General features: G+C 67.9%; 20 protein-coding genes. 11 read left to right on the plus strand and 9 right to left on the minus strand.

Features of this window, described 5'->3' with window-relative positions:
- The first annotated feature begins 121 nt into the window (after positions 1-121).
- The 3 genes from U5817_RS14120 to U5817_RS14130 all read left to right on the plus strand — a co-directional run bounded on the left by U5817_RS14120 (position 122) and on the right by U5817_RS14130 (position 3,599).
- On the plus strand, positions 122-370 hold the full coding sequence (locus U5817_RS14120; RefSeq protein ID WP_169132044.1) for a hypothetical protein: 249 nt from the start codon (positions 122-124) through the stop codon (positions 368-370).
- Positions 361-2,460 carry an ATP-dependent helicase gene (locus U5817_RS14125; protein WP_407277752.1) on the plus strand — a complete coding sequence of 700 codons (2,100 nt, stop codon included), beginning with the start codon at positions 361-363 and terminating at the stop codon, positions 2,458-2,460. Before U5817_RS14120 ends, U5817_RS14125 begins: the two co-directional genes overlap by 10 nt.
- 233 nt (positions 2,461-2,693) lie before the next feature.
- Positions 2,694-3,599, plus strand: a complete 906-nt coding sequence (locus U5817_RS14130) for a Dyp-type peroxidase (RefSeq protein WP_169132042.1) — start codon at positions 2,694-2,696, stop codon at positions 3,597-3,599.
- A gap of 18 nt (positions 3,600-3,617) precedes the next feature.
- Here the strand turns inward: U5817_RS14130 and U5817_RS14135 are convergent, their stop codons facing one another.
- From U5817_RS14135 to U5817_RS14145, 3 genes are read right to left on the minus strand one after another with little or no spacing between them, the layout of a single operon-like run.
- Positions 3,618-3,959 (minus strand): thioredoxin family protein, encoded by a 342-nt coding sequence (locus tag U5817_RS14135; RefSeq protein ID WP_169132041.1) that lies wholly within the window; start codon positions 3,957-3,959, stop codon positions 3,618-3,620.
- Positions 3,960-3,998: 39 nt separating this feature from the next.
- Positions 3,999-5,111 (minus strand): Glu/Leu/Phe/Val family dehydrogenase, encoded by a 1,113-nt coding sequence (locus U5817_RS14140; RefSeq protein WP_407277753.1) that lies wholly within the window; start codon positions 5,109-5,111, stop codon positions 3,999-4,001.
- Positions 5,112-5,147: 36 nt separating this feature from the next.
- Complete coding sequence (locus U5817_RS14145; protein ID WP_169132039.1) at positions 5,148-6,782, minus strand: methyl-accepting chemotaxis protein; 1,635 nt, start codon at positions 6,780-6,782, stop codon at positions 5,148-5,150.
- 400 nt (positions 6,783-7,182) lie between these two features.
- On the opposite strand from U5817_RS14145, the gene pdhA reads away from it, so the two are divergent.
- From pdhA to U5817_RS14160, 3 genes are read left to right on the plus strand one after another with little or no spacing between them, the layout of a single operon-like run.
- The gene (gene pdhA / locus U5817_RS14150; protein WP_407277754.1) at positions 7,183-8,274 is read left to right on the plus strand and encodes a pyruvate dehydrogenase (acetyl-transferring) E1 component subunit alpha; all 1,092 of its coding nucleotides are present in this window, start codon (positions 7,183-7,185) and stop codon (positions 8,272-8,274) included.
- On the plus strand, positions 8,267-9,247 hold the full coding sequence (locus tag U5817_RS14155; protein WP_407277755.1) for an alpha-ketoacid dehydrogenase subunit beta: 981 nt from the start codon (positions 8,267-8,269) through the stop codon (positions 9,245-9,247). Before pdhA ends, U5817_RS14155 begins: the two co-directional genes overlap by 8 nt.
- A complete protein-coding gene (locus U5817_RS14160; RefSeq protein WP_407277756.1) occupies positions 9,244-10,347 on the plus strand; it encodes a dihydrolipoamide acetyltransferase family protein in 1,104 nt (367 codons plus the stop codon). Before U5817_RS14155 ends, U5817_RS14160 begins: the two co-directional genes overlap by 4 nt.
- Before the next feature lie 23 nt (positions 10,348-10,370).
- Here the strand turns inward: U5817_RS14160 and U5817_RS14165 are convergent, their stop codons facing one another.
- Entirely contained in the window at positions 10,371-12,107 is a 1,737-nt protein-coding gene (locus tag U5817_RS14165) for a murein L,D-transpeptidase (RefSeq protein WP_407277757.1), read from the minus strand.
- Here U5817_RS14165 and U5817_RS14170 point away from each other — a divergent pair.
- Positions 12,106-12,663, plus strand: coding sequence for a DUF882 domain-containing protein (locus U5817_RS14170; protein WP_169132035.1), 558 nt, complete (start codon positions 12,106-12,108; stop codon positions 12,661-12,663). The two genes, U5817_RS14165 and U5817_RS14170, sit on opposite strands and share 2 nt — an antisense overlap.
- Here the strand turns inward: U5817_RS14170 and U5817_RS14175 are convergent.
- A complete protein-coding gene (locus tag U5817_RS14175) occupies positions 12,660-13,181 on the minus strand; it encodes an Lrp/AsnC family transcriptional regulator (protein ID WP_169132034.1) in 522 nt (173 codons plus the stop codon). The two genes, U5817_RS14170 and U5817_RS14175, sit on opposite strands and share 4 nt — an antisense overlap.
- A 120-nt stretch (positions 13,182-13,301) precedes the next feature.
- On the opposite strand from U5817_RS14175, the gene ipdC reads away from it, so the two are divergent.
- From ipdC to U5817_RS14190, 3 genes are all read left to right on the plus strand, one after another.
- Entirely contained in the window at positions 13,302-14,924 is a 1,623-nt protein-coding gene (gene ipdC, locus U5817_RS14180) for an indolepyruvate/phenylpyruvate decarboxylase (RefSeq protein WP_407277758.1), read from the plus strand.
- Between the two features lie 162 nt (positions 14,925-15,086).
- On the plus strand, positions 15,087-15,890 hold the full coding sequence (locus U5817_RS14185; RefSeq protein WP_407277759.1) for a DUF3025 domain-containing protein: 804 nt from the start codon (positions 15,087-15,089) through the stop codon (positions 15,888-15,890).
- Between the two features lie 253 nt (positions 15,891-16,143).
- Positions 16,144-16,800: an HAD family hydrolase gene (locus U5817_RS14190; RefSeq protein ID WP_169132032.1), complete on the plus strand. Its 657-nt coding sequence runs from the start codon at positions 16,144-16,146 to the stop codon at positions 16,798-16,800.
- 16 nt (positions 16,801-16,816) lie between these two features.
- Here the strand turns inward: U5817_RS14190 and U5817_RS14195 are convergent, their stop codons facing one another.
- From U5817_RS14195 to U5817_RS14210, 4 genes are all read right to left on the minus strand, one after another.
- Entirely contained in the window at positions 16,817-17,407 is a 591-nt protein-coding gene (locus U5817_RS14195) for an NTP transferase domain-containing protein (protein WP_169132031.1), read from the minus strand.
- Between the two features lie 218 nt (positions 17,408-17,625).
- Entirely contained in the window at positions 17,626-18,837 is a 1,212-nt protein-coding gene (locus U5817_RS14200) for a 3-oxoadipyl-CoA thiolase (RefSeq protein ID WP_169132505.1), read from the minus strand.
- Between the two features lie 29 nt (positions 18,838-18,866).
- On the minus strand, positions 18,867-20,387 hold the full coding sequence (locus U5817_RS14205; RefSeq protein WP_407277760.1) for a 3-hydroxyacyl-CoA dehydrogenase: 1,521 nt from the start codon (positions 20,385-20,387) through the stop codon (positions 18,867-18,869).
- A gap of 3 nt (positions 20,388-20,390) precedes the next feature.
- Entirely contained in the window at positions 20,391-21,161 is a 771-nt protein-coding gene (locus tag U5817_RS14210) for an enoyl-CoA hydratase (RefSeq protein WP_169132507.1), read from the minus strand.
- Positions 21,162-21,373: 212 nt separating this feature from the next.
- Here U5817_RS14210 and paaY point away from each other — a divergent pair, with 212 nt between their 5' ends.
- Positions 21,374-21,988 (plus strand): phenylacetic acid degradation protein PaaY, encoded by a 615-nt coding sequence (gene paaY / locus U5817_RS14215; RefSeq protein WP_169132508.1) that lies wholly within the window; start codon positions 21,374-21,376, stop codon positions 21,986-21,988.
- The last annotated feature ends 14 nt before the right edge of the window (positions 21,989-22,002 follow it).

Raw genomic sequence — 22,002 nt, forward strand, 5'->3', positions numbered from 1 at the left:
ACGCCTACCCTCCGCTGCGCACTCACATGCCGGGGCTTTCCCCGCGCCGGCGCGACCATCAAGACGGGGCTTGCATCGGCCTGAAGACTGTATATAGTTTCAGTCATAAGAGGATCATGCCATGTCAGCCCGATTCATTTGCCCCCACTGCCACGCTCCCGTGAATCCGCACGCGATGGAGCGCGCATACAGCGATCTCGCCGAGTACCGCATCTGTCCGGCTTGCGACGAAGCGGTGTTCTTCGCGCTGCGCGACGCTCCGCGCATTCCCCCGTGGCTGCAGCGCTCCGAACCCGACGCCGGTGAACACGCGGGCGTCGCCACGCCATCGCCCGGGTCCGCCGTCGGCGTCCTGCCCGAATGCCGCTGAAGATGGAGAACGCAACGTCGATCGAGGACCCGCTCGCCTGCCTGGGGCACCTCAACGAAGCCCAGAAGGCGGCTGTGCTGTTCGGCACGCAGCCGGAGTCCGCCGACCGTGATCGTCCGCTCCTCGTGATCGCCGGCGCCGGTTCGGGCAAGACCAGCACCCTCGCCCACCGCGTCGCGCACCTGCTGGCCTGCGGCGCCGATCCCGGCCGCATCCTGCTGCTGACCTTCTCGCGCCGCGCCGCCGACGAGATGAACCGCCGCGTCACCCGCATCGTCGCGCAGCTGGCGAAATCCCGCCCGCGGCTCGCCGCGGCGTCCCTCGAATGGTCGGGCACCTTCCACGCCATCGGTGCGCGCCTGTTGCGCGAGTTCGCCGGCCGCATCGGGCTCGAACCCGGATTCACGATCCACGACCGCGAGGACTCGGCCGACCTGATGAACCTGGTTCGCCACGAACAGGGTTTGTCCGCCAAGGCGAAGCGCTTTCCGATGAAGGGAACCTGCCTCGCGATCTACTCCGCCGCGATCAACACCCAGGCGCCCCTCGGCGAGGTGCTGCAGCGGTCCTTCCCCTGGTGCAGCGAATGGGAAGCCGACCTCAAGCGCCTCTTTCTGGCTTACGTCGAGGCCAAGCAGGCGCAGCAGGTCCTCGACTACGACGACCTCCTGCTCTATTGGGCACAGATGATCACCGACGGCGATCTCGCCGCGGAGATCGGTGAGCGCTTCTCCCACGTGCTCGTGGACGAATACCAGGATACGAACCGTCTGCAGGCGGCCATCCTGCTCGCGATGAAACCCGACGGACGCGGCCTCACCGTCGTCGGCGACGACGCGCAGGCCATCTACGCCTTCCGCGGCGCGACGGTACGCAACATCCTCGATTTCCCCGCCCATTTCGATCCGCCGGCGCACCACGTCACGCTGGACCGCAACTACCGCTCGACCGAACCCATCCTCGAAGCTGCGAACGCAGTCATCGCGCTCGCGAGCGAGCGCTTCACCAAGGACTTGTGGAGCGAGCGCGGGGGGGGGCGGAAACCGCGCCTGATCTCGGTACGCGACGATGCCGACCAGGCGGCGTGCGTCGTGGAGAACGTGCTTGCGCGCCGCGAGGAGGGCGCGCGGCTCAAGTCGCAGGCCGTGCTGTTCCGCGCATCCCATCACAGCGCGCGCGTCGAGGTCGAGCTCACACGGCGCAACATCCCGTTCGTGAAGTTCGGCGGACTCAAGTTCCTCGAGGCGGCACACGTCAAGGACGTGCTCGCCGTGCTGCGCTGGGCCATCAATCCGCGCGACCGCGTGTCGGGCTTCCGCGCCATTCAGCTTCACGCCGGCATCGGCCCTAAGACGGCGGGACGCGTCCTCGACAACATCGCCAACGCGGCACCCGGCTGCCTGCTCCTCGCCGAGCAGCCCGTCCCCGAGGCGGCACGCGACACCTGGACCGCGTTTGCGGGGCTGCTGGAATCGGTCGCAGCCGCGACATGGCCGGCGAGCCTGGAGCCGATCTGCCAATGGTACGTGGGAGAAATGGCGCGCCTGTACGACGATGCCGCCATCCGCGCGGGCGACATCGAACAGCTCGCGCGGATCGCCGCCACCTACCCGAACCTCGAGCGCTTCCTCACCGAGCTCACGCTCGACCCGCCCAGCGCGACGAGCGACGAGGCCGGCATCCCCCTGCTCGACGAGGACTACCTGATCCTATCCACGATCCACTCCGCGAAGGGGCAGGAATGGTCGGCCGTGACACTGCTGAACGCGGTCGACGGCTGCCTGCCCTCCGACCTCGCGACCGGCAGCAGCAACGAGATCGAAGAGGAGCGCCGGCTGCTCTACGTCGCGATGACGCGGGCCAAGGACGCACTCGACCTGATCGTGCCGCAGCGCTTCCACGTGTCGCAGCAGCCGGGACGCGGCGACCGCCACGTGTACGCGAGCCGCACGCGTTTCATCCCCAACCGGATACTCGAACGCTTCGAGCAGGCCTCCTGGCCGCCCCCGGCGCTTGCCCCGCGTCCAACCGCGGAATCGCGCCGCATCGCGTTCGACCTCTCGGAGCGGATGCGCGCGATGTGGAAATGAGGCGAGTTGTCCCCAGCGGCTGTGGATAAGCCTGTGGGCCGCGACTGGATGACGCGCGCAAGTCGTTCATCCCGCAGGAATTTCGCTTCCTGCTCCACGGATGAGCAAGCGCGGCGGCGCAGTGCGGCGTGCGGTGCGCCTTACAGGACGCCCGTCGAATGCGCTACTCTTGCCGGCAGCATGCGCGTGCCCGCGTCGCCGCGCCTCCTTTCCTTGTCCCACCGGGAGACGACATGACCCACGACAAGACCCCCGACACGCCCCGACACCAGTCCGGAATCATGAAGTCGGTGCCAGCCCTGGCACGCCACCTCTTCTTCGCCCTGGAGTCGGTCGCCCAATTGCCCGATGCGCTGAACCGGCTGGCGCCGCTGGCCGATGGCGACGCCACCGTCATCGGCCTTGGCGAATCGCTGGTCCGCGCCGCGGGTGGCCATATCGACGGCCTGCGCCCTTTCCCGACCCTGGGCGGCAGCCCGGTCGATATCCCCTCGACCCAGCACGGCATGTGGTGCTGGCTGCGCGGAGACGATCGCGGCGAACTCCTGCATCGCAGCCGCCGCGTCGAGGCGGCCCTCGCCCCCGCCCTGCGCCTGGTGCAGGCGACGGACGCCTTCCGCTACGGCAGCGGGCTCGACCTGACGGGCTACGAGGACGGTACGGAGAACCCCGAAGGCGACGAGGCGATGGCCGTCGCCTTCACCTCGTCGGGTGCCGACGCGCTGCACGGCGGCAGCTTCGCCGCCATTCAGCACTGGCGACACGATCTCGACCACTTCGAGCGCCTGCCGGGAAACGAGCAGGACCACATCATCGGCCGGCGCAAGAGCGACAACGAGGAACTCGAGGACGCACCCGCGTCCGCCCACGTGAAGCGTACCGCACAGGAGAGCTTCGACCCGGAGGCCTTCGTGCTGCGTCGCTCCATGCCCTGGTCGGACGGTACGCAGTCCGGGCTCGTGTTCGTCGCGTTCGGGCACTCGTTCGACGCGTTCGAGGCGCAACTCCGCCGCATGGCCGGGCTCGACGACGGCATCGTCGATGCCTTGTTCCGCTTCAGCCAGCCGGTCACGGGCGGCTATTACTGGTGCCCCCCGACGCGCGACGGTCGCATCGACCTCCGCATACCGGGCCGCTGACTGACGCAGGAGGCGCCCCTACTCCTTCGCGGGTGCCGTTTGCAGCTCTCGCAGCGCCTCGGTGATCTCCGCGGCGCTGCCGGGGCGCACGATACGCGCGACTTCGACGCCGTCACGCAGGAAGACCAGCGTCGGCCACAGCTTCACCCGGAATGATCGTCCCAGCGGTCGGCCGGGGCCGTCCTCGATCTTCAGGTGACGGACCTGCGGATAAGCCGCGAAGGCTTCCGCAATCAGCGGCTGCGCCCCGCGGCAGAAGCCACACCATCCGGTCCCGAACTCCAGCACCGTCGCATCCTTCAGCGCGTCGACGTCCTTGCGCTCGGGCGCGACTGGCGAATACTCAGCGTTTAATCCCATCCATGACTCCAATACCTGTTCCTGGCTCCGGTGCTCCGTTCACGCCGAACGCCACCGACCAAAGGACATGGCCTTCCGGATCCGTGCCGTCGCCAGTCCGATTGCCGCCTCGCGCGGCAGTATCGATTGTGCCGACGCGGCCTCGATCACCGCGCGCGTATTCTCGCGCACCTTCTCCGCGATTGTCGCCAGCGCGGTGGCCTGGCTCCCGCCCGCGTATTCGACTGCCGCGCAGATGACTCCGCCCGCGTTCGCGATGAAATCCGGCACGCAAAGGACGCCCTTGCGATGCAGGTATTCCTCGGCTGCGCGCGTGAAGGGGATGTTCGCGCCCTGCAGCACGAGCCGCGTGCGCAAGCGCCCGACGTTGTCTTCGTGCACCACGTCCGGACGCGCGGCAGGAATCCAGATGTCGCATTCGACATCGATCACGGCGTCCGCTGCACCTTTCTGCCCACCCGGATAGTCGAGCACGGACCGGCCTTCGGCCTTGAGCACGTCCAGCACGGCAAGGTCTATTCCGTGCGGGTCCCAGAGCGCCCCAGCCGAGTCAGCGGCGCCTACGACGATGGCCCCCTTCTGCACGAGAAAATGGGCCGAGTGCCGACCGACCGCCCCGTAGCCCTGGATCACCACGCGTGCTCCCGCAAGGTCGAGGCCACAGGCTGCGGCTGCCACCTCGCCCGCGTGGGCGACGCCCCAGCCGGTCGCGCCGATCTGGTCGAGCGGAATGCCGCCGAGCTCGCGCGGCAGGCCCACGGCCCGGCCGATCTCGTCGCGCACCCAGGCCATGCAGGTTTCGTCGGTACCCATGTCGGGACCGAAAATGTAGTCGCGAATGTCGCGCAGCGCACATGCAAGTCCGCGGAGGAGGCGCTCCTTGTCGGGACGCGGCATTCGCGGGTCCCCGTAGAGCACGACCTTGCCGCCGCCATGGCGCAGGCCCGCCGCAGCATTCTTGTAGGTCATCGCGCGCGCGAGCCGGAAGCATTCTTCCGTGCTCACGTCCGGCGCCATGCGCACACCGCCGATCGCGGGTCCGCTGGCGACGTTGTCGACCACCAGAACCGCCTTCAGGTCGATGCCCGGTTCATGGACATGGATGATCTTCGCCGGACCGAGATCGTCCGCAAAACCGAACCCGTCGCTCATCGCCCTCTCCTCCCCATGCCGGACGGGCGCCGGCGATCAGGTATGGAAGCGGCCCACCGCCCCCTGCAGTTCCCCTGCCAACGCGCCCATGTTGCGGGCTGCCGCCGCCGTCTGGCTTGCCGCCTCGCTGTTGCCTTGCGCCATCTGCTTGATCGTCTCGATGCCCGAGAAGACGTCGGCGCTCACCCGCTCCTGCTCCTGCGTCGCCGCCGCGATGTTGTCCAGGCCGTGTCCGACGGCGGCCACCGATTCGCTGGCGGCGGCAAGCACGCCATTCACCGTCATCATAGACTCGCGGCTGGTGGCGATGTGATCCATGGCGTCCGCAATCGCGCGCGTGACCTGCTCGGACTGCTTGCCCAGCGTGTGCGTGATGGCGTCGATCTCGTTGGCCGAAGACGCCGATTTCTCCGCGAGCTTGCGCACCTCGTCGGCGACGACCGCAAAGCCTCGGCCCTGCTCGCCCGCCCGCGCCGCCTCGATGGCCGCGTTGAGCGCGAGGAGGTTGGTCTGTTCCGCCAATTCCTTGACCTCGCTGGTGATATGCGTGATCGCTGTCGTGCTCGACACGAACTGACCGACCGAATCGGCGATGTCGCGCACCGTGGTCTCCACCATCCCGACACGTTCATCCAGCGTCGTGAGGCTGGCGTTGCCCTCGTCCGACCGGCGCAGGCTCTCGCGCGACAGTTTGCGCACTTCCTCGGCGCTGCGGGCGACCGTGGCGATGCTCGCTACCATCTGCTCGACCGCCTGGGCCGTCGTTGCGGAAGTTGCGCTCTGGTTCTGCGACGACGCGACGACCTGATCGGCACGCACGACCAACTCGGCCGCGGCATTCGACACCTGCGCCGCCGATTCGCCGACATGGCGCACCAATCCTGCGATCTTGGCCATCATCTCGTTGAACACCGCCGAGGCAACGCCGATCTCGTCGCTCCCGCGCACGTCCAGGCGGCGCGTGAGGTCGCCCTCGCCCGAGACGATCGCGCGCAGGCCCGCGACCATGCGCTCCAGCGGCCCGGTGACGGCACCCCGGATGAAGGACCAGATGAAGACAAGGACCACGAGGCTCGCGACGAGCGCGATGCCCAAGGACTCCAGCCGCTTGGCCGTGATCGCATCATGCATCTTGTCGAGCGAGATCTTGATGCCGATCGTCCCGATCGTCGCGTTCTCCGGCGCGTCGTGGCATTCGACGCAATTCTTGCCGAGGTATTTGGTGACGTTCTTCGTGGGACGGATCGCCAGCAGGTACGGCCCCTTGTCGTCCTCGCGGACCTCGATGTAGGGCTCGCCTGTCCGCAGGACCTGCGCCTCGAGCTCGTTCGGCTTGAGGTCGTTGCGCGGCTTGCCCTCGTCCTTGGAGCTTTCGACGCCCTCGCGCGCCAGCTCGCCCGGCACCACGCGCAGCTCACGGATTGCTGCAAGATGGCTGATCTGGTCGAGCAGCACGTGCTTCTTGTGCATCGTCTCGGTGATCATCATCGCCGTCAGCCCGGCGAGCGCCGAGTCGTGCATGCTTAGCGAAAAGTCCATCGCCTGCTCGACCGCGAGCTTGCGGCTGTTGTGGCTGTCCCAGAAGATCATTCCCGCCCAGACGACGATGAGCAGCGCCCAGATCGACGCAGTCAGTCGAACCCAGATCTTGATATCGGAAGTCCGCAGCATTTCGTTCCACCTTCGCCCGATGCAAGGGCAAGAAAATTTCGGGCTGCCGCGGGGCCGAACCCCGCGCGCCGTGCGATTGGCGCCGTGAAGCCAATCGCACGCCCACCAATAGCCACGTATCACATTCTATCTACATCGCCCCAGCGTCACGTCATGAAGAGGCTGGGAAATGCTCGTCATTTCGCGGTTTTGTAGATCGCGCCATGAGCGGGAAACTGCCGCGCGCGGCGACGGTCGACTTATCGGGCGCGCCATCGCCGCAGTACCGCATCGCGTCGAATCTCGGCGTCGGCGTGACGTCTTTCCTCCGGGACGGGCCATCGCCGCGCGTCCGAAAGCAGGCATGCATTAGACTGAAACTTGACAGGGTCAAGAAAAACGACGAACGAGGAGACTGGCCATGGCTATCGCTGCCCGGTTCGAAGTCGAATTCACCCGGTTTCTCGATGCGGAGGGCGAGGCGACGCAGGAACTTCCCGCATTCGCGCTCGATCCCGCCAATCTGATCCCCCTCTACCGCGCGATGCAGCTCACGCGCGCCTTCGATACCAAGGCGATCGCGTTGCAGCGCACCGGCAAGATCGGCACCTTCGCCTCTGCGCTCGGCCAGGAGGCGATCGGCGTCGGCGTCGCCGGCGCAATGCGCAAGGAGGACGTGCTGGTGCCGTCCTACCGCGACCACGCGGCCCAGTTCATGCGTGGCGTAACCATGGCCGAGAGCCTGCTGTACTGGGGCGGGGACGAGCGCGGCAGCGACTTTGCGGTGCCGCGCGAGGACTTCCCGATCTGCGTGCCGATCGGCACCCAGGTGTGCCATGCGGCCGGCGTCGCGTATGCCTTCAGGCTGCGCGGCGAGGCGCGCGTCGCGGCGTGCTTCCTGGGCGACGGCGCGACATCCAAGGGCGACTTCTACGAAGCGATGAACTTTGCAGCGGTATGGCGCGCCCCGCTGCTGATCGTCATCAACAACAACCAGTGGGCGATCTCGGTGCCGCGCGAGCACCAGACCGCGACGCCGACGCTCGCGCAGAAGGCCATCGCGGCAGGCATCGAGGGCGTGCAGGTGGACGGCAACGACGTCATCGCCGTGCATGACGCCGCACGCAAGGCCGTCGAGAAGGCGCGCGCGGGCGGCGGACCGACCCTGATCGAGGCGATCAGTTACCGCCTGGGGGACCACACCACCGCCGACGACGCAACCCGCTACCGCGATGCGGACACCGTGCAGCAACAATGGGCGAACGAGCCGATCCGGCGGCTGCGCAACTACCTCGCGCGCATCGGCGCGTGGGACCCGGGGAAGGAAGAGCGGCTGCTCAAGGAATGCGCTGACCAGGTCAATGCCGCGGTCGAGGCCTACCTGGCGATTCCGCCTCCCACCACTGTGGCGATGTTCGATCACCTGTACGCGACGCTGCCGGCCGCCCTGCAGGATCAGCGCGAGGCGGCGCAGTGGTTTGCATCGCACGACGGAGGAGGCAGCCATGGCTGAACTGAATCTGGTCGAGGCCATCAATCGCGCCCTGGATTGGGAGTTGGCGCACGATCCATCCGTGGTCGTGCTGGGCGAGGACGTCGGCATCAACGGCGGCGTATTCCGCGCGACGGTCGGGCTGCAGGACCGCTTCGGCCCCGAGCGCGTCATCGACACGCCGCTCGCCGAAACCGCCATCGTCGGCACGGCGATCGGCATGGCGGCGCAGGGCTTGAAACCCGTCGCGGAGATCCAGTTCTCCGGCTTCATCTACCCGGCGATGGACCACATCTGGAACCACGCGGGCCGCCTGCGCAACCGCACGCGCGGCCGGCTGTCCTGCCCGCTGGTCGTGCGCTCGCCCTGCGGCGCGGGCATCCATGCGCCGGAACACCATTCGGAGAGCCCCGAGGCCCTGTTCGCCCACCTGCCGGGCGTGCGCGTCGTGATCCCCTCCTCGCCCTCGCGTGCCTACGGCCTGCTGCTGGCCGCGATCCGCGACCCGGACCCGGTGATCTTCCTCGAGCCGACGCGGCTGTACCGCCTGTTCAAGCAGGAAGTGACGGACGATGGCGAGTCGTTGCCGCTCGACGTGTGCTTCACGCTGCGCGCAGGCACCGACGTCACGCTGGTGAGCTGGGGCGCGATGCTGAACGAAACCCAGGCCGCGGCCGAGGCACTCGCGCAGGAAGGGGTGATGGCCGAGGTGATCGACGTGGCGACGCTGAAGCCGCTCGACATGACGACCATCCTCGAATCGGTCTCGCGCACGGGGCGGTGCGTGATCGTGCATGAAGCGACGCGCACCGGCGGCTTCGGCGCCGAGATCGCGGCGAACCTCGCCGAGCACGGGCTGTATTCGCTGCTCGCCCCCGTGCAGCGCGTCACGGCGTGGGACGTCGTGGTGCCGCTGTCGCGACTCGAACACCAGTACATGCCGAGCGTCGAGCGCATCGTCGCGGCGGTCAGGAAAACGCTGGAGGGCGCATGAAGATCTTCAAATTGCCCGACCTGGGCGAAGGACTGCAGGAAGCAGAGATCGTCGAATGGCACGTCAAGCCGGGAGACGAGGTGAAGACCGACCAGCCGCTGCTGTCGGTCGAGACGGCAAAGGCCATCGTCGAGATTCCCGCCCCGTGGGACGGACGCATCGAGAAGCTGTTCGGTGCGGCGGGCCAGATCGTGCAGGTCGGTGCGCCGCTGATCGGCTTCGAAGGCGTCGCGGGCGATGCCGATGCCGGCACGGTAGTCGGCGAGGTGAAGGTCGGCACGAATGTGCAGCAGGAGGCGCCCGCCGCGGTCGGGCGGCCGGCCGCGGCGATCAAGGCGACCCCGGCAGTGCGCGCGCAGGCGCGGCAGCTCAACGTCGACCTGTCGATGGTCACGCCATCCGGGCCCGACGGGCTCATCACGCTCGCCGACGTGCAGCGCGTCGCGAAGATCCTCGCCGAAGTGGGCCCGCCAGAGATCCTGCGCGGCGTGCGCCGGGCGATGGCGCAGAACATGGCGCTTGCGCAGAACGAGGTCGCCGCAGCGACCGTGATCGACGACGCCGACATTCATGCCTGGCCGGCCGGCACCGACATCACGATCCGCCTGATTCGTGCGCTGGTTGCCGGCTGCAAGGCCGAGCCCGGCCTCAACGCCTGGTACGAGAGTCACACGATGGGACGGCGCGTGCTCAAGAAGATCGACGTCGGCATCGCCGTCGACCTCACCGACGGGCTCTTCGTGCCAGTGCTGCGCGACGTCGCGAACCGCGATGCGGCGGACCTGCGTTCCGGGCTCGACCGCATGCGCGCGGACGTCGCGGCGCGCAAGATCCCGGCCGAGGAGATGCGGGGCAATACGATCACGCTGTCGAACTTCGGCATGATCGCGGGCAAGTACGCCGCACCCATTGTCGTGCCGCCCACGGTGGCGATCCTCGGGGCCGGCCGCGTGCATGAGGCGGTAGTCGCGTTCGACGGCAAGCCGGCGGTGCATCGCGTGCTGCCGCTGAGCCTCACCTTCGACCATCGTGTCGTGACGGGCGGCGAGGCGGGCCGCTTCCTCGGTGCGGTGATCGCGGACCTTGTGAAGCCGACCTGACGGAGTGGCTGCCTGTTGCGGGCTTACTTCGCCGACCTGCTGCGCCCGACCGCGCCGAAGCGGAACGGGCGCCCGAGCGCTTCGAGCACCGCGGTATCCTGGTCGTACAGGTCGGGGTGGAAATAGGTGCGTCCGTCCTCGCCGACCTCGGCCGTGTGATAGAGGATCATCACGGGCACCCTTCGGCCGATCTGAACGTTGCGCGTCTCGCCCTTAGCGATCTCCCCTTCCAGCGCCTCGGCAGTCCACTGCACAGGGTCGTCGAGCAGCAGCACCGCGAGTTCCATCGGTCGCTCGAGCCGGATGCAGCCCGAGCTGAAAGCCCGTTCGCTACGCTCGAACAGTTTCTTTGTCGGCGTGTCGTGCAGGTACACCGAGTAGGGGTTGGGGAGCATGAACTTGATCCGGCCGAGCGGATTGTCGGGCCCCGCCGCCTGCACGATCTGGTACGGGAAGCCGCCCTCGCGGTAGCGCGTCCAGTCGAGCTCGCGCTGATCGACATCCTTCCCCGCGTTCGTGACGACACGCATGTCGTGCTCCCTGAGATATCCGCTCTCGCGGGCCACCTTGGGCAGCACGTCCTCCTTCAGGATCGTCGGCGGAATCACCCATTCGGGGTTCAACACGAGGTACTGCATCTCGGCGCGGAACGCGGGCGTCTTGCGATAGGGCCGCCCGACCACGACGCGCGACTGCCACGCGAGTTTTCCATCCAGGTACAGGCGTGCATTGAAGCCGGCGATGTTCACGAGGAGGTAGTCGCCGGCAACGTCCTGTGCGATCCAGCGCAGGCGTTCCAGATTGACGCGGATCTGGTCGATGCGGCGGCGGACGTCGACGTGCAGCGCGGCGAACGTCCTGCGCCCGACGGCCCCATCCGGCTCGAGTCCGTGGCGTGCCTGGAACGCGACCACCGACTCGCGCAAGGCCTCGTCGAAGAGTTCGCGATCATGCGGCGGTGGCTGCAGGTGGTCGCCGCTCGCCTTGAGCCGTTCGCGCAGGATCGGGACCCGCGGATCGCGGTCGCCCGCCCGCAGCGTGGCGCCGGCGGGGACCGACGGCCAACCGCCCAGCACTTCCATCGCCCGGTACGCCAGCAAGGCCGCGCGCAGCTGACGGTAGGCTTCCAGCCGCGGCGCATAGAGCTCGATCGCGGGGCCCAGCGGCTCGGCGCGGACCAGCGCCTCCAGCGCCTGCACCGGCTCGACCGCCCCCAGCGAGCGCGAGAAATTCCACCCCTCGTAGAGTTCGCGCGGATCGACCTTGCCGAAGCGCAGGTGATAGACGAGCCTGAGCAGCGCTTCGGTGAACAACAGATCGCGGTCGGCGAGCCTGCCGGCATCGCGTACGCCGTCATCGGCGAGGGTGCGCAAAAGGTCGAACTGGTAATCCGACGGATCGAGGCCGTGACTCGCGCTGTCGTCGACCGCCCGCAGCAGAGCACGCCGGCGATCCGGGTTGCTCCAGACCGGTGCGTAGTCGCGGATTGCATAGAACTCGGGGATCAGCCTGCGCGCGGCGATCTCCCCGCCAGCTGGGCGCAACTCGCCGTTGTTGCGCAGCGCGACGATGCGATCGCGCAGGGCCTGCCGCACCAGCTCGTCGCCGGCTTCCCCCGCGGCCACCGAGTTTGGCATCCCGGCGGCCACGACCAGGACCAACGCGATAACTTGTAACACCCGCCCGATCACCAGCCCAAGTCGTGCCGCCCGGTTTACGATTGCGCCCTTCTCCGGTTGCTTCACTTCCCGCATCTCCATGTCGAAACACCTCCGCACCGCCGCGCACCGCCGGCTCCTGCTGAAAGGTCTTGCCACCCTGCCCTTGGGCCTGAACTTCGGCCCGGCACAGGCAAGCTTCGACGAACCCGACTGCGAGTTATGCTTTCGTCACACGCATACCGACGAGAGCCTGCGCGTCGTCTACCGCAGCGGCGGGATCTACCTACCGTCGGCGCTCGAGCGGATCGACTGGCTGATGCGCGACTTCCGCACCGGGGATGTCGCCCGCATCGACCCCCGCCTGCTCGATATTCTCCATACATTGGGGACGGCGTGCGGTGGAGAAAGTTTCGAAATCATCTCGGCTTTCCGCTCGCCGGCGACCAACGAGCGCTTGCACAAGGCCGACGGCAAGGGCGTCGCCACGCGCAGCCTGCACATGGACGGCCGCGCGATCGACGTGCGCGTCCCCGGCTTCGACACCGCCGCGCTGCGCGACGCCGCGCTTGCACTGAAAGCGGGCGGCGTAGGCTACTACCCGGAGTCGGACTTCGTGCACCTCGACACCGGGCGCGTGCGCCACTGGGTCGGCTAGGCGGACGCGAACTGCATCCGCCGCCGCGGCTGCGGCGCGTGCATGATGTGATCGAGCGGCAGCACGCTCGTCTGCTTCACCTTCTTCAACGCGATGTTGGTCTTCAGGTGCGCGAGTCCCGGCAGGCGCATGATGCGTTTCATCATCACGTCGGAGAATGCCACCAGGTCCGGCGCGACGATGTGCATCACGTAGTCGGCATCCCCGCTCACCGAGAAACACGCCACCACCTCCGGCAGCGCCGCCACGGCGCGCTCGAAGGCATCGCTGCGCGACTCGCCGTGCCGCTCCAGCGTCACCTGCGCGAAAGCCGACACGTCCAGCCCGACCGCGGCAGGATCGAGCAGCGCCGCGTAGGACGCGATGATGCCGCCCTGTTCCATGCGGCTGATGCGCCGGCTGATCTGCGAGGCCGAGAGATGGATCTCCTCCCCGAGTGCGCTGTTGGTGGCGTTGCCGCGGCGCTGCAACGCATCGAGAATCTGCAGGTCGAACTTATCCACGACGATCTGTTGCATCGTTTCTTGTCCTCATACGAATTTCGTGCACGGAATACTCAATTATGCGCACATAACGAACGCAATGTGCGCAAGGTGCGCGCAATAATGCTCGACAACAACACATAGGAGGAGCAACCCATGAACCTGGTCGAATCCCTGCTGCACGCGCTCAAGGACCATGGCGCCCATGAGATCTTCGGTATCCCCGGCGACTTCGCCTTGCCGTATTTCCGCATCATCGAGGAATCGCAGATCCTGCCGCTGTACACGCTCTCGCACGAGCCGGGGGTCGGCTTCGCGGCGGACGCGACCGCGCGCATGCGCGGCGGACTCGGCGTCGCAGCCGTCACCTACGGCGCGGGCGCGTTCAACATGGTCAATGCCGTCGCGGCCGCGTACGCCGAGAAGTCGCCGGTCGTCGTGATCTCCGGCGGCCCCGGCAAGGGCGAGGCGAGCTCGGGCCTGCTGCTGCACCATCAGGCCAAGACGCTCGACTCGCAACTGCAGATCTTCAAGGAGATCACCTGCGACCAGGTAAAGCTCGACGACGCCGCACGCGCGCCGGCCGACATCGCCCGCGTGCTCGCCAGCTGCCTGCGCAACTCGGAACCGGTCTATATCGAGATCCCGCGCGACATGGTGCGCGAGGAATGCGCGCCAGTCGTCCGCGAGGCGCCACGAGCGATTGACCGGGACGCGCTGGCTGCCTGTGTGGACGAGATCCTTGGCCGGCTCGACGTCGCGAAGACTCCCGTCCTGATGGCGGGCGTCGAGGTGCGCCGCTTCGGCCTCGAGGAGAAGGTCGCCGACCTCTCGCGCCGCCTCGGCCTGCCGGTCGTCACCAGCTTCATGGGTCGCGGCCTGCTCACCGACTGCGATGCGCCGCTGGTCGGCACCTACATGGGCGTCGCAGGACTGCCGGACGTCACGCAACTCGTCGAAGGCTCGGATGGACTCTTCCTGCTCGGCGAGATCATCTCGGACACGAACTTCGCGGTGTCGGAGACCCGTATCGACCTGCGCAAGACCATCCAGGCACACAACGGCCAGGTCACGCTGGGCTACCACATGTACGCCAACATCCCGCTCGCGGAACTCGTGGACGAGATGCTCGCACGCGTGAAGGCCAGCGCCGACAAGGCCTTCTCGGTTGCGCCGCACCAGTACCCGAGGGGCCTCGTCGCGGATGCCGAAACGATCGCTCCGACGGACATCGCCAAGGCCGTGAACGACCTCTTCGCCGAACACGGCAAGCTTCCGATCGCCTCCGACATCGGCGACTGCCTGTTCACCGCGATGGAGATCGAACAGACGGCGCTGCTCGCCCCCGGCTACTACGCGACGATGGGCTTCGGCGTGCCCGCGGGGCTGGGCCTTCAGGCGACCAGCGGCCAGCGCCCGCTGATCCTGGTCGGCGACGGCGCCTTCCAGATGACGGGCTGGGAGCTCGGCAACTGCAAGCGCTACGGCTGGGACCCCATCGTGCTCTTGTTCAACAACGCGAGTTGGGAGATGCTGCGCACCTTCCAGCCGGAATCGGGCTTCAACGACCTCGGCCACTGGGGATTCGCGGAGATGGCCGCGGGCCTCGGCGGCGACGGCGTGCGGGTGTCCACGCGGGCCGAACTGAAGGCAGCGCTCGACAAAGCGATCGCCACGCGCGGCCGCTTCCAGCTGATCGAGGTAACGATCCCGCGCGGCGTGCTGTCCACCACGCTGGCCCGCTTCGTCGCCGGGGTGAAACGCATCAGCATGAAGTAATACAGGAGATCGATGACGGCCGGACCCGACCACGACACGCGCGCGAACTGCGGGCCTGAGCTTTGCGTGGGAGCGGCTTCAGCCGCGAATCGGCGGCATTTCCCTCTGCTCAGCCCATTCGCGGCTGAAGCCGCTCCCACAGGGAAATCGCCCCCCGCGGCATTGGCCGTCCACGCGCTCTTCGAACCGATCGCGGCGCTGCTGGAACGCTTCACCGCGTCCGAGCTTCCCGGCACCGCGCAGCTCGACGCGCTGCTGCGCGAAGTCGCGCCGGGCACCGCGAGCGGGGCCGGGCAGCCGATCCGCTTCGTCCGGCCACCCGCCGAAGCCCTCGCCTACGAGGAGCACATCTTCGCCACCGGCGAGGTGCCGACCCGCGCCGACGACTGGCACGACTTCTTCAACGCGCTCGCGTGGTGCGTCTGGCCGCGCGCGAAATCCGCCTGCAACATCCTCCATCGCCGCGAGCGCGACGCACGCACGGCGGCCGGACTACCCGGTCGCGGGCCGCGGCGCGATGCGCTGACCCAGTTCGACGAATGCGGCATCGTCGTCGTGTCGAGCGACCCGGAGATTCCCGCCTTTCTCGCCGCCCATGCATGGGAAGATGCGTTCTGGACGCGGCGCGCGCGGCTGATCGCGAGTACCCGCTTCATGGTCTTCGGCCACGGCACCTGGGAGCAGCTGCGCGAACCTTTCTTCGGGCTGTGCGCGAAGGCGCTGTACCGCGTCGTCGATGCGGGGTGGCTGGCGCGCCCCGCCGCCGAACGACAGACCGAAACGGACGCGTGGCTCGCCGCGCAACTGCTCGATGCCGGGCTGCTGCGCACGCCGCGCGAACTGGCACCGCTGCCGCTGCTTGGAATTCCGGGCGTGACGCGAGAGAACGAGTCGGCTGCGTATTACCGCGACACGCGACAGTTCCGGCCCAAGCGCGTGCCGGCGGAGAAACTCCCGGTTCTCTGAGTCGCGAAGCCGCAAAATTGCGGGACAAGCTCCGTGGGAGCGGCTTCAGCCGCGAAGAGGCCGCAACGCGCGCAACACCGCCGACTCGCGGCTGAAGCTCCCACAGCAATCCCCCACGCCAATCTCGCATGGCACGCGCGAATCACAGGGCGAAAAAGGGAAGCGCCTTTCCGGCGAGACAGGTTCGGACATCGCCGCATCGCCCCGAGAAGCACCGTAAAATGCCGCCTTGACCGCAGACGCCCCCTTACTTATGCCCCGCTTCCAGTACGTCCTCTTCGACCTCGACGGCACGCTCATCGACTCCGCCCCGGCGATCCTCGCGAGCTACCGCCAGGCCTTCGCCGCCGCCGGCCGTGCGCCGGCCGTGACGATCGACGAATCCATCGTCGGCCCGCCGCTGATCGAGACGCTGCAGATACTCGCCGGAACAAAGGACCCGCAGGTCATTGATGAACTCGCCGCCCACTTCAAGGCGAGCTACGACACGACCGGCTACCGGGAGACCGCGGCCTATGCGGGCGTCGGCGAGATGCTGCAACGCCTCGCGGCGAGCGGCCGCACGCTCGCGATCGCGACCAACAAGCGCCTGCATCCGACCCGCCTGATCCTCGACCACCTCGGCTGGAGCGACTACTTCAAGACCGTGTACGCGCTGGATCTCTTCGAGCCGCGCCTGCCGACCAAGGCGGCGATGATCGCGCGGCTGATGGCCGACCACGACATCCCGGATCACGTCTCCGTTTACGTCGGAGATCGCAGCGAGGACGGTGAATCGGCCGACACGAACAAGCTCCCGTTCTTCGCGGCGACCTGGGGTTACGGCAGCCTGGTGCCGGAGGAAATGGCGACGCACTGGCGCGCGTTCGCCAGTCCTGCTGCCTTGACCGAGGCGCTGCTGGACGACTGACCCGTCGCGGCGTGCCTCAGGGACGCACGTCAGCCGGCACGTCGATGTCGGCAAGGATGCCCGGGTCGTCGCAGTCTATGCGGCGCAGTTGCTCCTTGTGCGCGAGGATCACGCGCCGCGCGCCTTCGTCGCCCTCCAGCGCCAACAGTTCGTCGCGCAGCGCCGCCGCAAAGCCGACCGGATGGCCGCGCTGGCCCTGAAAGAACGGCGCGGCGAGCAACGCGCCGTCGCAGATCCTCCCGGCGACCGCAGCGACCGTGTCCGGCCGCATGTAGGGCATGTCGCCCAGCGCGATGACCCAGCCCGCAGCCTCGTGCGTCTCGCGAATCCCGCAGGCAAGCGTGGCCGCCATGCCCTCGCCCGCGTCAGCGCACTGCACGTAGGGAATGAGGGCCTGATCGAAGTGTGCACGCAACACCGCATCTTCCGGACGCACGACCGCCAGCACCTCGCCGAGCGCCTCGCGCAGGTTCAGCACGCTGCGCAGCGCGACCGGCGTGCCGTCGGGGAGTGGATGACAGAGCTTGTTGCTGCCGAAGCGCGAGCCCTGCCCGGCGGCGAGCAGGATGCCGACGATGCCGGAGGGGGCTGCAGAACGATCCGTCAATTCTCGACCTCGATGCGAATGCGCTGGCGGAACGGCAAGCTTACTCGATTGCTCCGTTGCTCGACGGGGGCCGTCCGTAGGGCGGGAGGAGCCGAAGGCGCATCCCGCCATCGCCGCCGGGGGCGTGCTCCACGGGCGCGTGGCGGGATGCGCCTTCGGCTCCTCCCGCCCTACGGGAAGCTTGGTCACCGTCGAGCGGGAGGCGATCGGTGCCACGCTCACTCGCCAGCGACGCGCTCGATCACCAGCGCGATGCCGTGGCCGACGCCAATGCACAGGCTGACCACCGCATAGCGGCCCTTGCGCCGCTCCAGCTCGCGCGCAGCCGAGAGCGCAATGCGGGCACCCGACGCACCGAGCGGGTGGCCGATCGCGATCGCGCCGCCATTGGGATTCACGCGCGGATCGTCGAACGCGACACCCATCAGCTTCAAGCAGCTCAGCACCTGCGGCGCGAAGGCCTCGTTGATCTCGATGACGTCCATGTCGGCGAGCGTGAGTCCGGCGCGTGCGATCGCCTTCGGGATCGCGTAGGCGGGACCGACACCCATGATGCGCGGCTCGACGCCCGCAACCGCACCGGCGAGGATGCGCGCCATCGGCTTCGCACCGGCCTTCTCGCCCGCAGCCTTGCTGCCGATCAGCAGCGCCGCCGCACCGTCGTTGATGCCGGAGGCGTTGCCGGCCGTCACGACGCCGTTCGGGAACAGCGACTTCAGTTTCGCCAGCGATTCGTAGGTCGACTCGGGGCGCGGATGCTCGTCCTCGGCGACCACCAGCGGCGGAGTCTTGCGGCCAGTCGGCACCGAGATCGGCAGGATCTCGCCGGCGTAGAAACCGGCTTCCTTCGCGGCGGCGTACTTCGCCTGCGACGCGGCGGCGAAACGGTCGGAGTCCTCGCGCGAGATGCCAAACTCGGCGGCGACGTTGTCGCCCGTCTCCGGCATGCTGTCGTTGCCGAACTGCTCGACGATCTTCGGGTTGGGGAAGCGTGCGCCGATGGTCGTGTCGAACACCTTGAAGTCGCGGCTGTACGCCGATTCGGCCTTCGCTACGACGAAGGGCGCGCGGCTCATGCTCTCGACGCCACCGGCAACGTACAAGTCGCCCTCCCCGGCGGTGATCGCGCGCGCCGTGTCCAGCACCGCGGCGAGGCCGCTGCCGCACAGGCGGTTCACGGTCTGGCCGGCGATGTGGGTCGGCAGGCCCGCGAGCAGCGCTGCGTGGCGGGCGACGTTGCGCGAATCCTCGCCGGCCTGCGCGGCGCAGCCGAGGACCACGTCCTCGATATCCGCCGCCGCGAAGGGCGAACGTTCAACGACTTCGCGGATCACCGTCGCGACGAGGTCGTCCGGGCGGACCGGCGCGAGCGACCCGGCGTGGCGGCCGATCGGGGAACGCAGACCGGCGTAGAGGTAGGCGTCGAGCATGGAATCTCCTTTGGTGAAGGTTGTGCCTGTCAGTTGTCAGGCGTCGTCAGCGACACGCCGAGGCGCGCGCGGCGGGTGAGCCAGGGGCTGGGGCGATAGCGCGGGTCGCGGTAGAACTCGTGCATGCCGTCGAGAATCGCGAGGATGGCCGCAGCGCCGAGTGAATCGCCCAGCGCGAGCGGACCCTTCGGGTAGCCGAGGCCCAGACGCACGGCCGAGTCGATGTCCTCGGGCGATGCGACGCGCTGCTGCGCGATGTCGCAGCCGATATTGACGATGGTGGCAACGACACGCTGCGCGACGAGACCGGCGCTGTCGCGTACGACGGACACCGTCCTGCCCCCGGCGGCGAGCGCGGCCCACGCGGCATCGCGCGCTTCCGCTGCCGTCACCGGTGTTGTCATCAGCGTCAGATGCTTCTCGACGAACAGCGGGTCGAGCGCCAGCGTACGCTTCGCGTCCAGCCCCTCGGCGAGCGCGCAGGTGGTCGCGTCGGTGCCGACCGGCAGCACGATGCACACCGAGCCATCGGCCGGACGATCGCCGCGGTCTAGCGCGACGCCCTGCGCGTCCAGCGCCGCCACGACGCGTGCGTGGAGTGCCGCATCACGCCGGCTCACCCACAGCGGCTGCGGTGCGACGGCCCGCACCGACGGCATCGCCACCGGCTCGGCGCTGCCATCCTTGTACACGTAGAAGCCCTGCCCGCTCTTGCGCCCCAGCAGTCCACCTGCGAGTCGCTGCCGCGTGATCGGCGAAGGGCGGAAGCGCGGCTCCTGGTAGTACTGATCGTAGATCGACTCCATCACCGGATGCGAGACATCCAGCCCTGTGAGGTCGAGCAGCTCGCACGGCCCCATGCGGAAGCCGACGGACTCCTTGAGGATGCGGTCCAGCGTCGCGAAGTCCGTGATGCCTTCGCCGAGCACGCGCAGCGACTCGGTGAGATAGCCGCGCCCGGCGTGGTTGACGATGAAGCCCGGCGTGTCGGAGGCGCGCACCGGCGTGTGGCCCATGCGGCGCGCCAGCGCCATCAGCGCATCGCCCACCGCGCGATCGCCGCGCACGCCGTCGATGATCTCGACGACCTTCATCAGCGGTACGGGGCTGAAGAAGTGCAGACCCGCGACCCGTTCCGGACGGCGGCAGGCTGCCGCAATCGAGGTCACCGACAGCGAGGAGGTGTTGGTCGCCAGCACACAGTCGTCCGACACGACCTCTTCCAGGTCGCGGAACAGGCCGCGCTTCGCGTCGAGGTTCTCGACGATCGCCTCGACCACGACATCGCAACCGGCGAGTTCAGCGAGGCTCGCGGCCACGGTCATGCGTTCGGTCGCGGCACGTGCGTCCGCCGCGTCGATCTTGCCCTTCTCGGCGAGCTTCGCGAGCATGCCGCCCACCGCGTCGCAGGCTTCGGCTGCCGCACCGGCGCGCGTGTCGAAAAGCCGCACCGCCACACCCGCCTGCACGGCAATCTGCGCGATCCCGCGCCCCATCAGGCCGGTGCCGACGACACCCAGCGTCAGGTCATTCCGCATTGCATCGAACATCGCTCAAACCCCCTCGAAACCAGCCGGACGCTTGTCGAAGAAGGCCTGCATGCCTTCCTTCTGGTCACGGCTTGCGAACAGCAACTGGAAGGCCTTGCGCTCGAGCATCAGCGCAGCATCGAGCGAGGCATCCTGCCCCGCGAGCAGCACTTCCTTGATCTGAGTGATCGCAAGCGGCGGGAGCGCGGCGATCTGCGTTGCGAGCTCCATCGCGCGCGACTGCACGTCGGCATCCGGCACGACCTCGCTGGCGAGGCCCATCTCGCCCGCCTCGCGCCCGCTCACCGGTTGCCCGCTCAGCACCATCTTCATCGCCTTGAATTTGCCTACCGCGCGCGCCAGGCGCTGGGTGCCGCCGGCGCCGGGCATGATCCCGACCTTGACCTCGGGCTGGCAGAAGGACGCGCCCTCGCCCGCAACGACGATGTCGGCGTGCATCGCGAGCTCGCAGCCGCCGCCCCACGCGAAACCATTCACCGCGGCGATCACCGGCTTCGGGCAGCTCGCGATCGCGCCCCACAGGAGATGGGTGTTGCGCAGCATGATCTCGATCGCACCGGCCTCGACCATTTCGCGCAGGTCGGCGCCGGCGGCAAAGTACTTGTCACCGCCGGTCAGCACGATGGCGCGCACCTCGGGGTCGCGCCCGAGCGCGGTGAAGTGTTCGGCCAGTTCCTTGCGCACCTGCTGGTTCAAGGCGTTGCGCGCCTCCGGCCGGTTCATGCGCACGACCGCAACCTGGGGACTCGGTCGTTCGACCACTACTGCTTCCATCTCGCTCTCTCCTTGGGTCCGCACTGCGAACCGTTCTTCTGAATGTGTTGGGAAATGCACGATACTGCTTTTCCGCGAAGGGATAAACCCCTAGAATCGAACTTCCCGGGCAATATAATGCCTTCAAGGCGTGATGCAACGCATGACGCCGAAACAAGAACACCGGATCCACCCCACCCCACGAGCCCACGCCGGGCGAACAAGGAGCTTCGATGAACACTCCCCGCGTATTTGCAATCGACGGCGTCGTGCCGGTGGTCGACCCGACGGCCTACGTGCATCCGACCGCCGTGCTGATCGGCGACGTGATCGTCGGCCCCGGTTGCTATGTCGGCCCCTGTGCGAGCCTGCGCGGCGACTTCGGGCGCCTGATCCTGCAGGCGGGCGTCAACGTGCAGGACACCTGCGTGATCCACAGCTTTCCCGAGCACGACACGGTGGTCGAAGAGAACGGGCACATCGGCCACGGCGCCGTGCTGCATTGCTGCACGATCAAGCGCAATGCGTTGGTCGGCATGAACGCCGTGGTGATGGACAACGCGGTGATCGGCGAGAACAGCTTCGTCGCCGCGTGCAGCTTCGTGAAGGCGGGCATGGAAGTGCCGGCCAATTCGCTGGTAGCCGGCGTGCCGGCCAAGGTCGTGCGCGCGCTGAGCGAACAGGAGATGGCGTGGAAGGTGCGCGGGACGGGGATCTACCAGAACCTCACGGTGCGCTGCCTCGCGACGATGGAGGAGACCGACGCGCTGACGGCGGTGGAACCGGGACGCAAGCGCATCGTGATGCCCGAGATCGTGCCGCTCAGCGAGCAGAAGCAAAGAGGGTGAGGAAAAAATCCGGC

Source organism: Aromatoleum evansii (assembly GCF_045689615.1).
GTDB lineage: Bacteria > Pseudomonadota > Gammaproteobacteria > Burkholderiales > Rhodocyclaceae > Aromatoleum > Aromatoleum evansii.

What these genes read in the sequence shown, in the direction of transcription:
- U5817_RS14120 (WP_169132044.1), top strand. Translation starts at nt 122, where the DNA reads ATGTCAGCCCGATTCATTTGCCCCCACTGCCACGCTCCCGTGAATCCG.
- U5817_RS14125 (WP_407277752.1), top strand. Translation starts at nt 361, where the DNA reads ATGCCGCTGAAGATGGAGAACGCAACGTCGATCGAGGACCCGCTCGCC.
- U5817_RS14130 (WP_169132042.1), top strand. Translation starts at nt 2,694, where the DNA reads ATGACCCACGACAAGACCCCCGACACGCCCCGACACCAGTCCGGAATC.
- U5817_RS14135 (WP_169132041.1), bottom strand. Translation starts at nt 3,959, where the DNA reads ATGGGATTAAACGCTGAGTATTCGCCAGTCGCGCCCGAGCGCAAGGAC.
- U5817_RS14140 (WP_407277753.1), bottom strand. Translation starts at nt 5,111, where the DNA reads ATGAGCGACGGGTTCGGTTTTGCGGACGATCTCGGTCCGGCGAAGATC.
- U5817_RS14145 (WP_169132039.1), bottom strand. Translation starts at nt 6,782, where the DNA reads ATGCTGCGGACTTCCGATATCAAGATCTGGGTTCGACTGACTGCGTCG.
- pdhA (WP_407277754.1), top strand. Translation starts at nt 7,183, where the DNA reads ATGGCTATCGCTGCCCGGTTCGAAGTCGAATTCACCCGGTTTCTCGAT.
- U5817_RS14155 (WP_407277755.1), top strand. Translation starts at nt 8,267, where the DNA reads ATGGCTGAACTGAATCTGGTCGAGGCCATCAATCGCGCCCTGGATTGG.
- U5817_RS14160 (WP_407277756.1), top strand. Translation starts at nt 9,244, where the DNA reads ATGAAGATCTTCAAATTGCCCGACCTGGGCGAAGGACTGCAGGAAGCA.
- U5817_RS14170 (WP_169132035.1), top strand. Translation starts at nt 12,106, where the DNA reads ATGTCGAAACACCTCCGCACCGCCGCGCACCGCCGGCTCCTGCTGAAA.
- U5817_RS14165 (WP_407277757.1), bottom strand. Translation starts at nt 12,107, where the DNA reads ATGGAGATGCGGGAAGTGAAGCAACCGGAGAAGGGCGCAATCGTAAAC.
- U5817_RS14175 (WP_169132034.1), bottom strand. Translation starts at nt 13,181, where the DNA reads ATGCAACAGATCGTCGTGGATAAGTTCGACCTGCAGATTCTCGATGCG.
- ipdC (WP_407277758.1), top strand. Translation starts at nt 13,302, where the DNA reads ATGAACCTGGTCGAATCCCTGCTGCACGCGCTCAAGGACCATGGCGCC.
- U5817_RS14190 (WP_169132032.1), top strand. Translation starts at nt 16,144, where the DNA reads ATGCCCCGCTTCCAGTACGTCCTCTTCGACCTCGACGGCACGCTCATC.
- U5817_RS14200 (WP_169132505.1), bottom strand. Translation starts at nt 18,837, where the DNA reads ATGCTCGACGCCTACCTCTACGCCGGTCTGCGTTCCCCGATCGGCCGC.
- U5817_RS14205 (WP_407277760.1), bottom strand. Translation starts at nt 20,387, where the DNA reads ATGTTCGATGCAATGCGGAATGACCTGACGCTGGGTGTCGTCGGCACC.
- U5817_RS14210 (WP_169132507.1), bottom strand. Translation starts at nt 21,161, where the DNA reads ATGGAAGCAGTAGTGGTCGAACGACCGAGTCCCCAGGTTGCGGTCGTG.
- paaY (WP_169132508.1), top strand. Translation starts at nt 21,374, where the DNA reads ATGAACACTCCCCGCGTATTTGCAATCGACGGCGTCGTGCCGGTGGTC.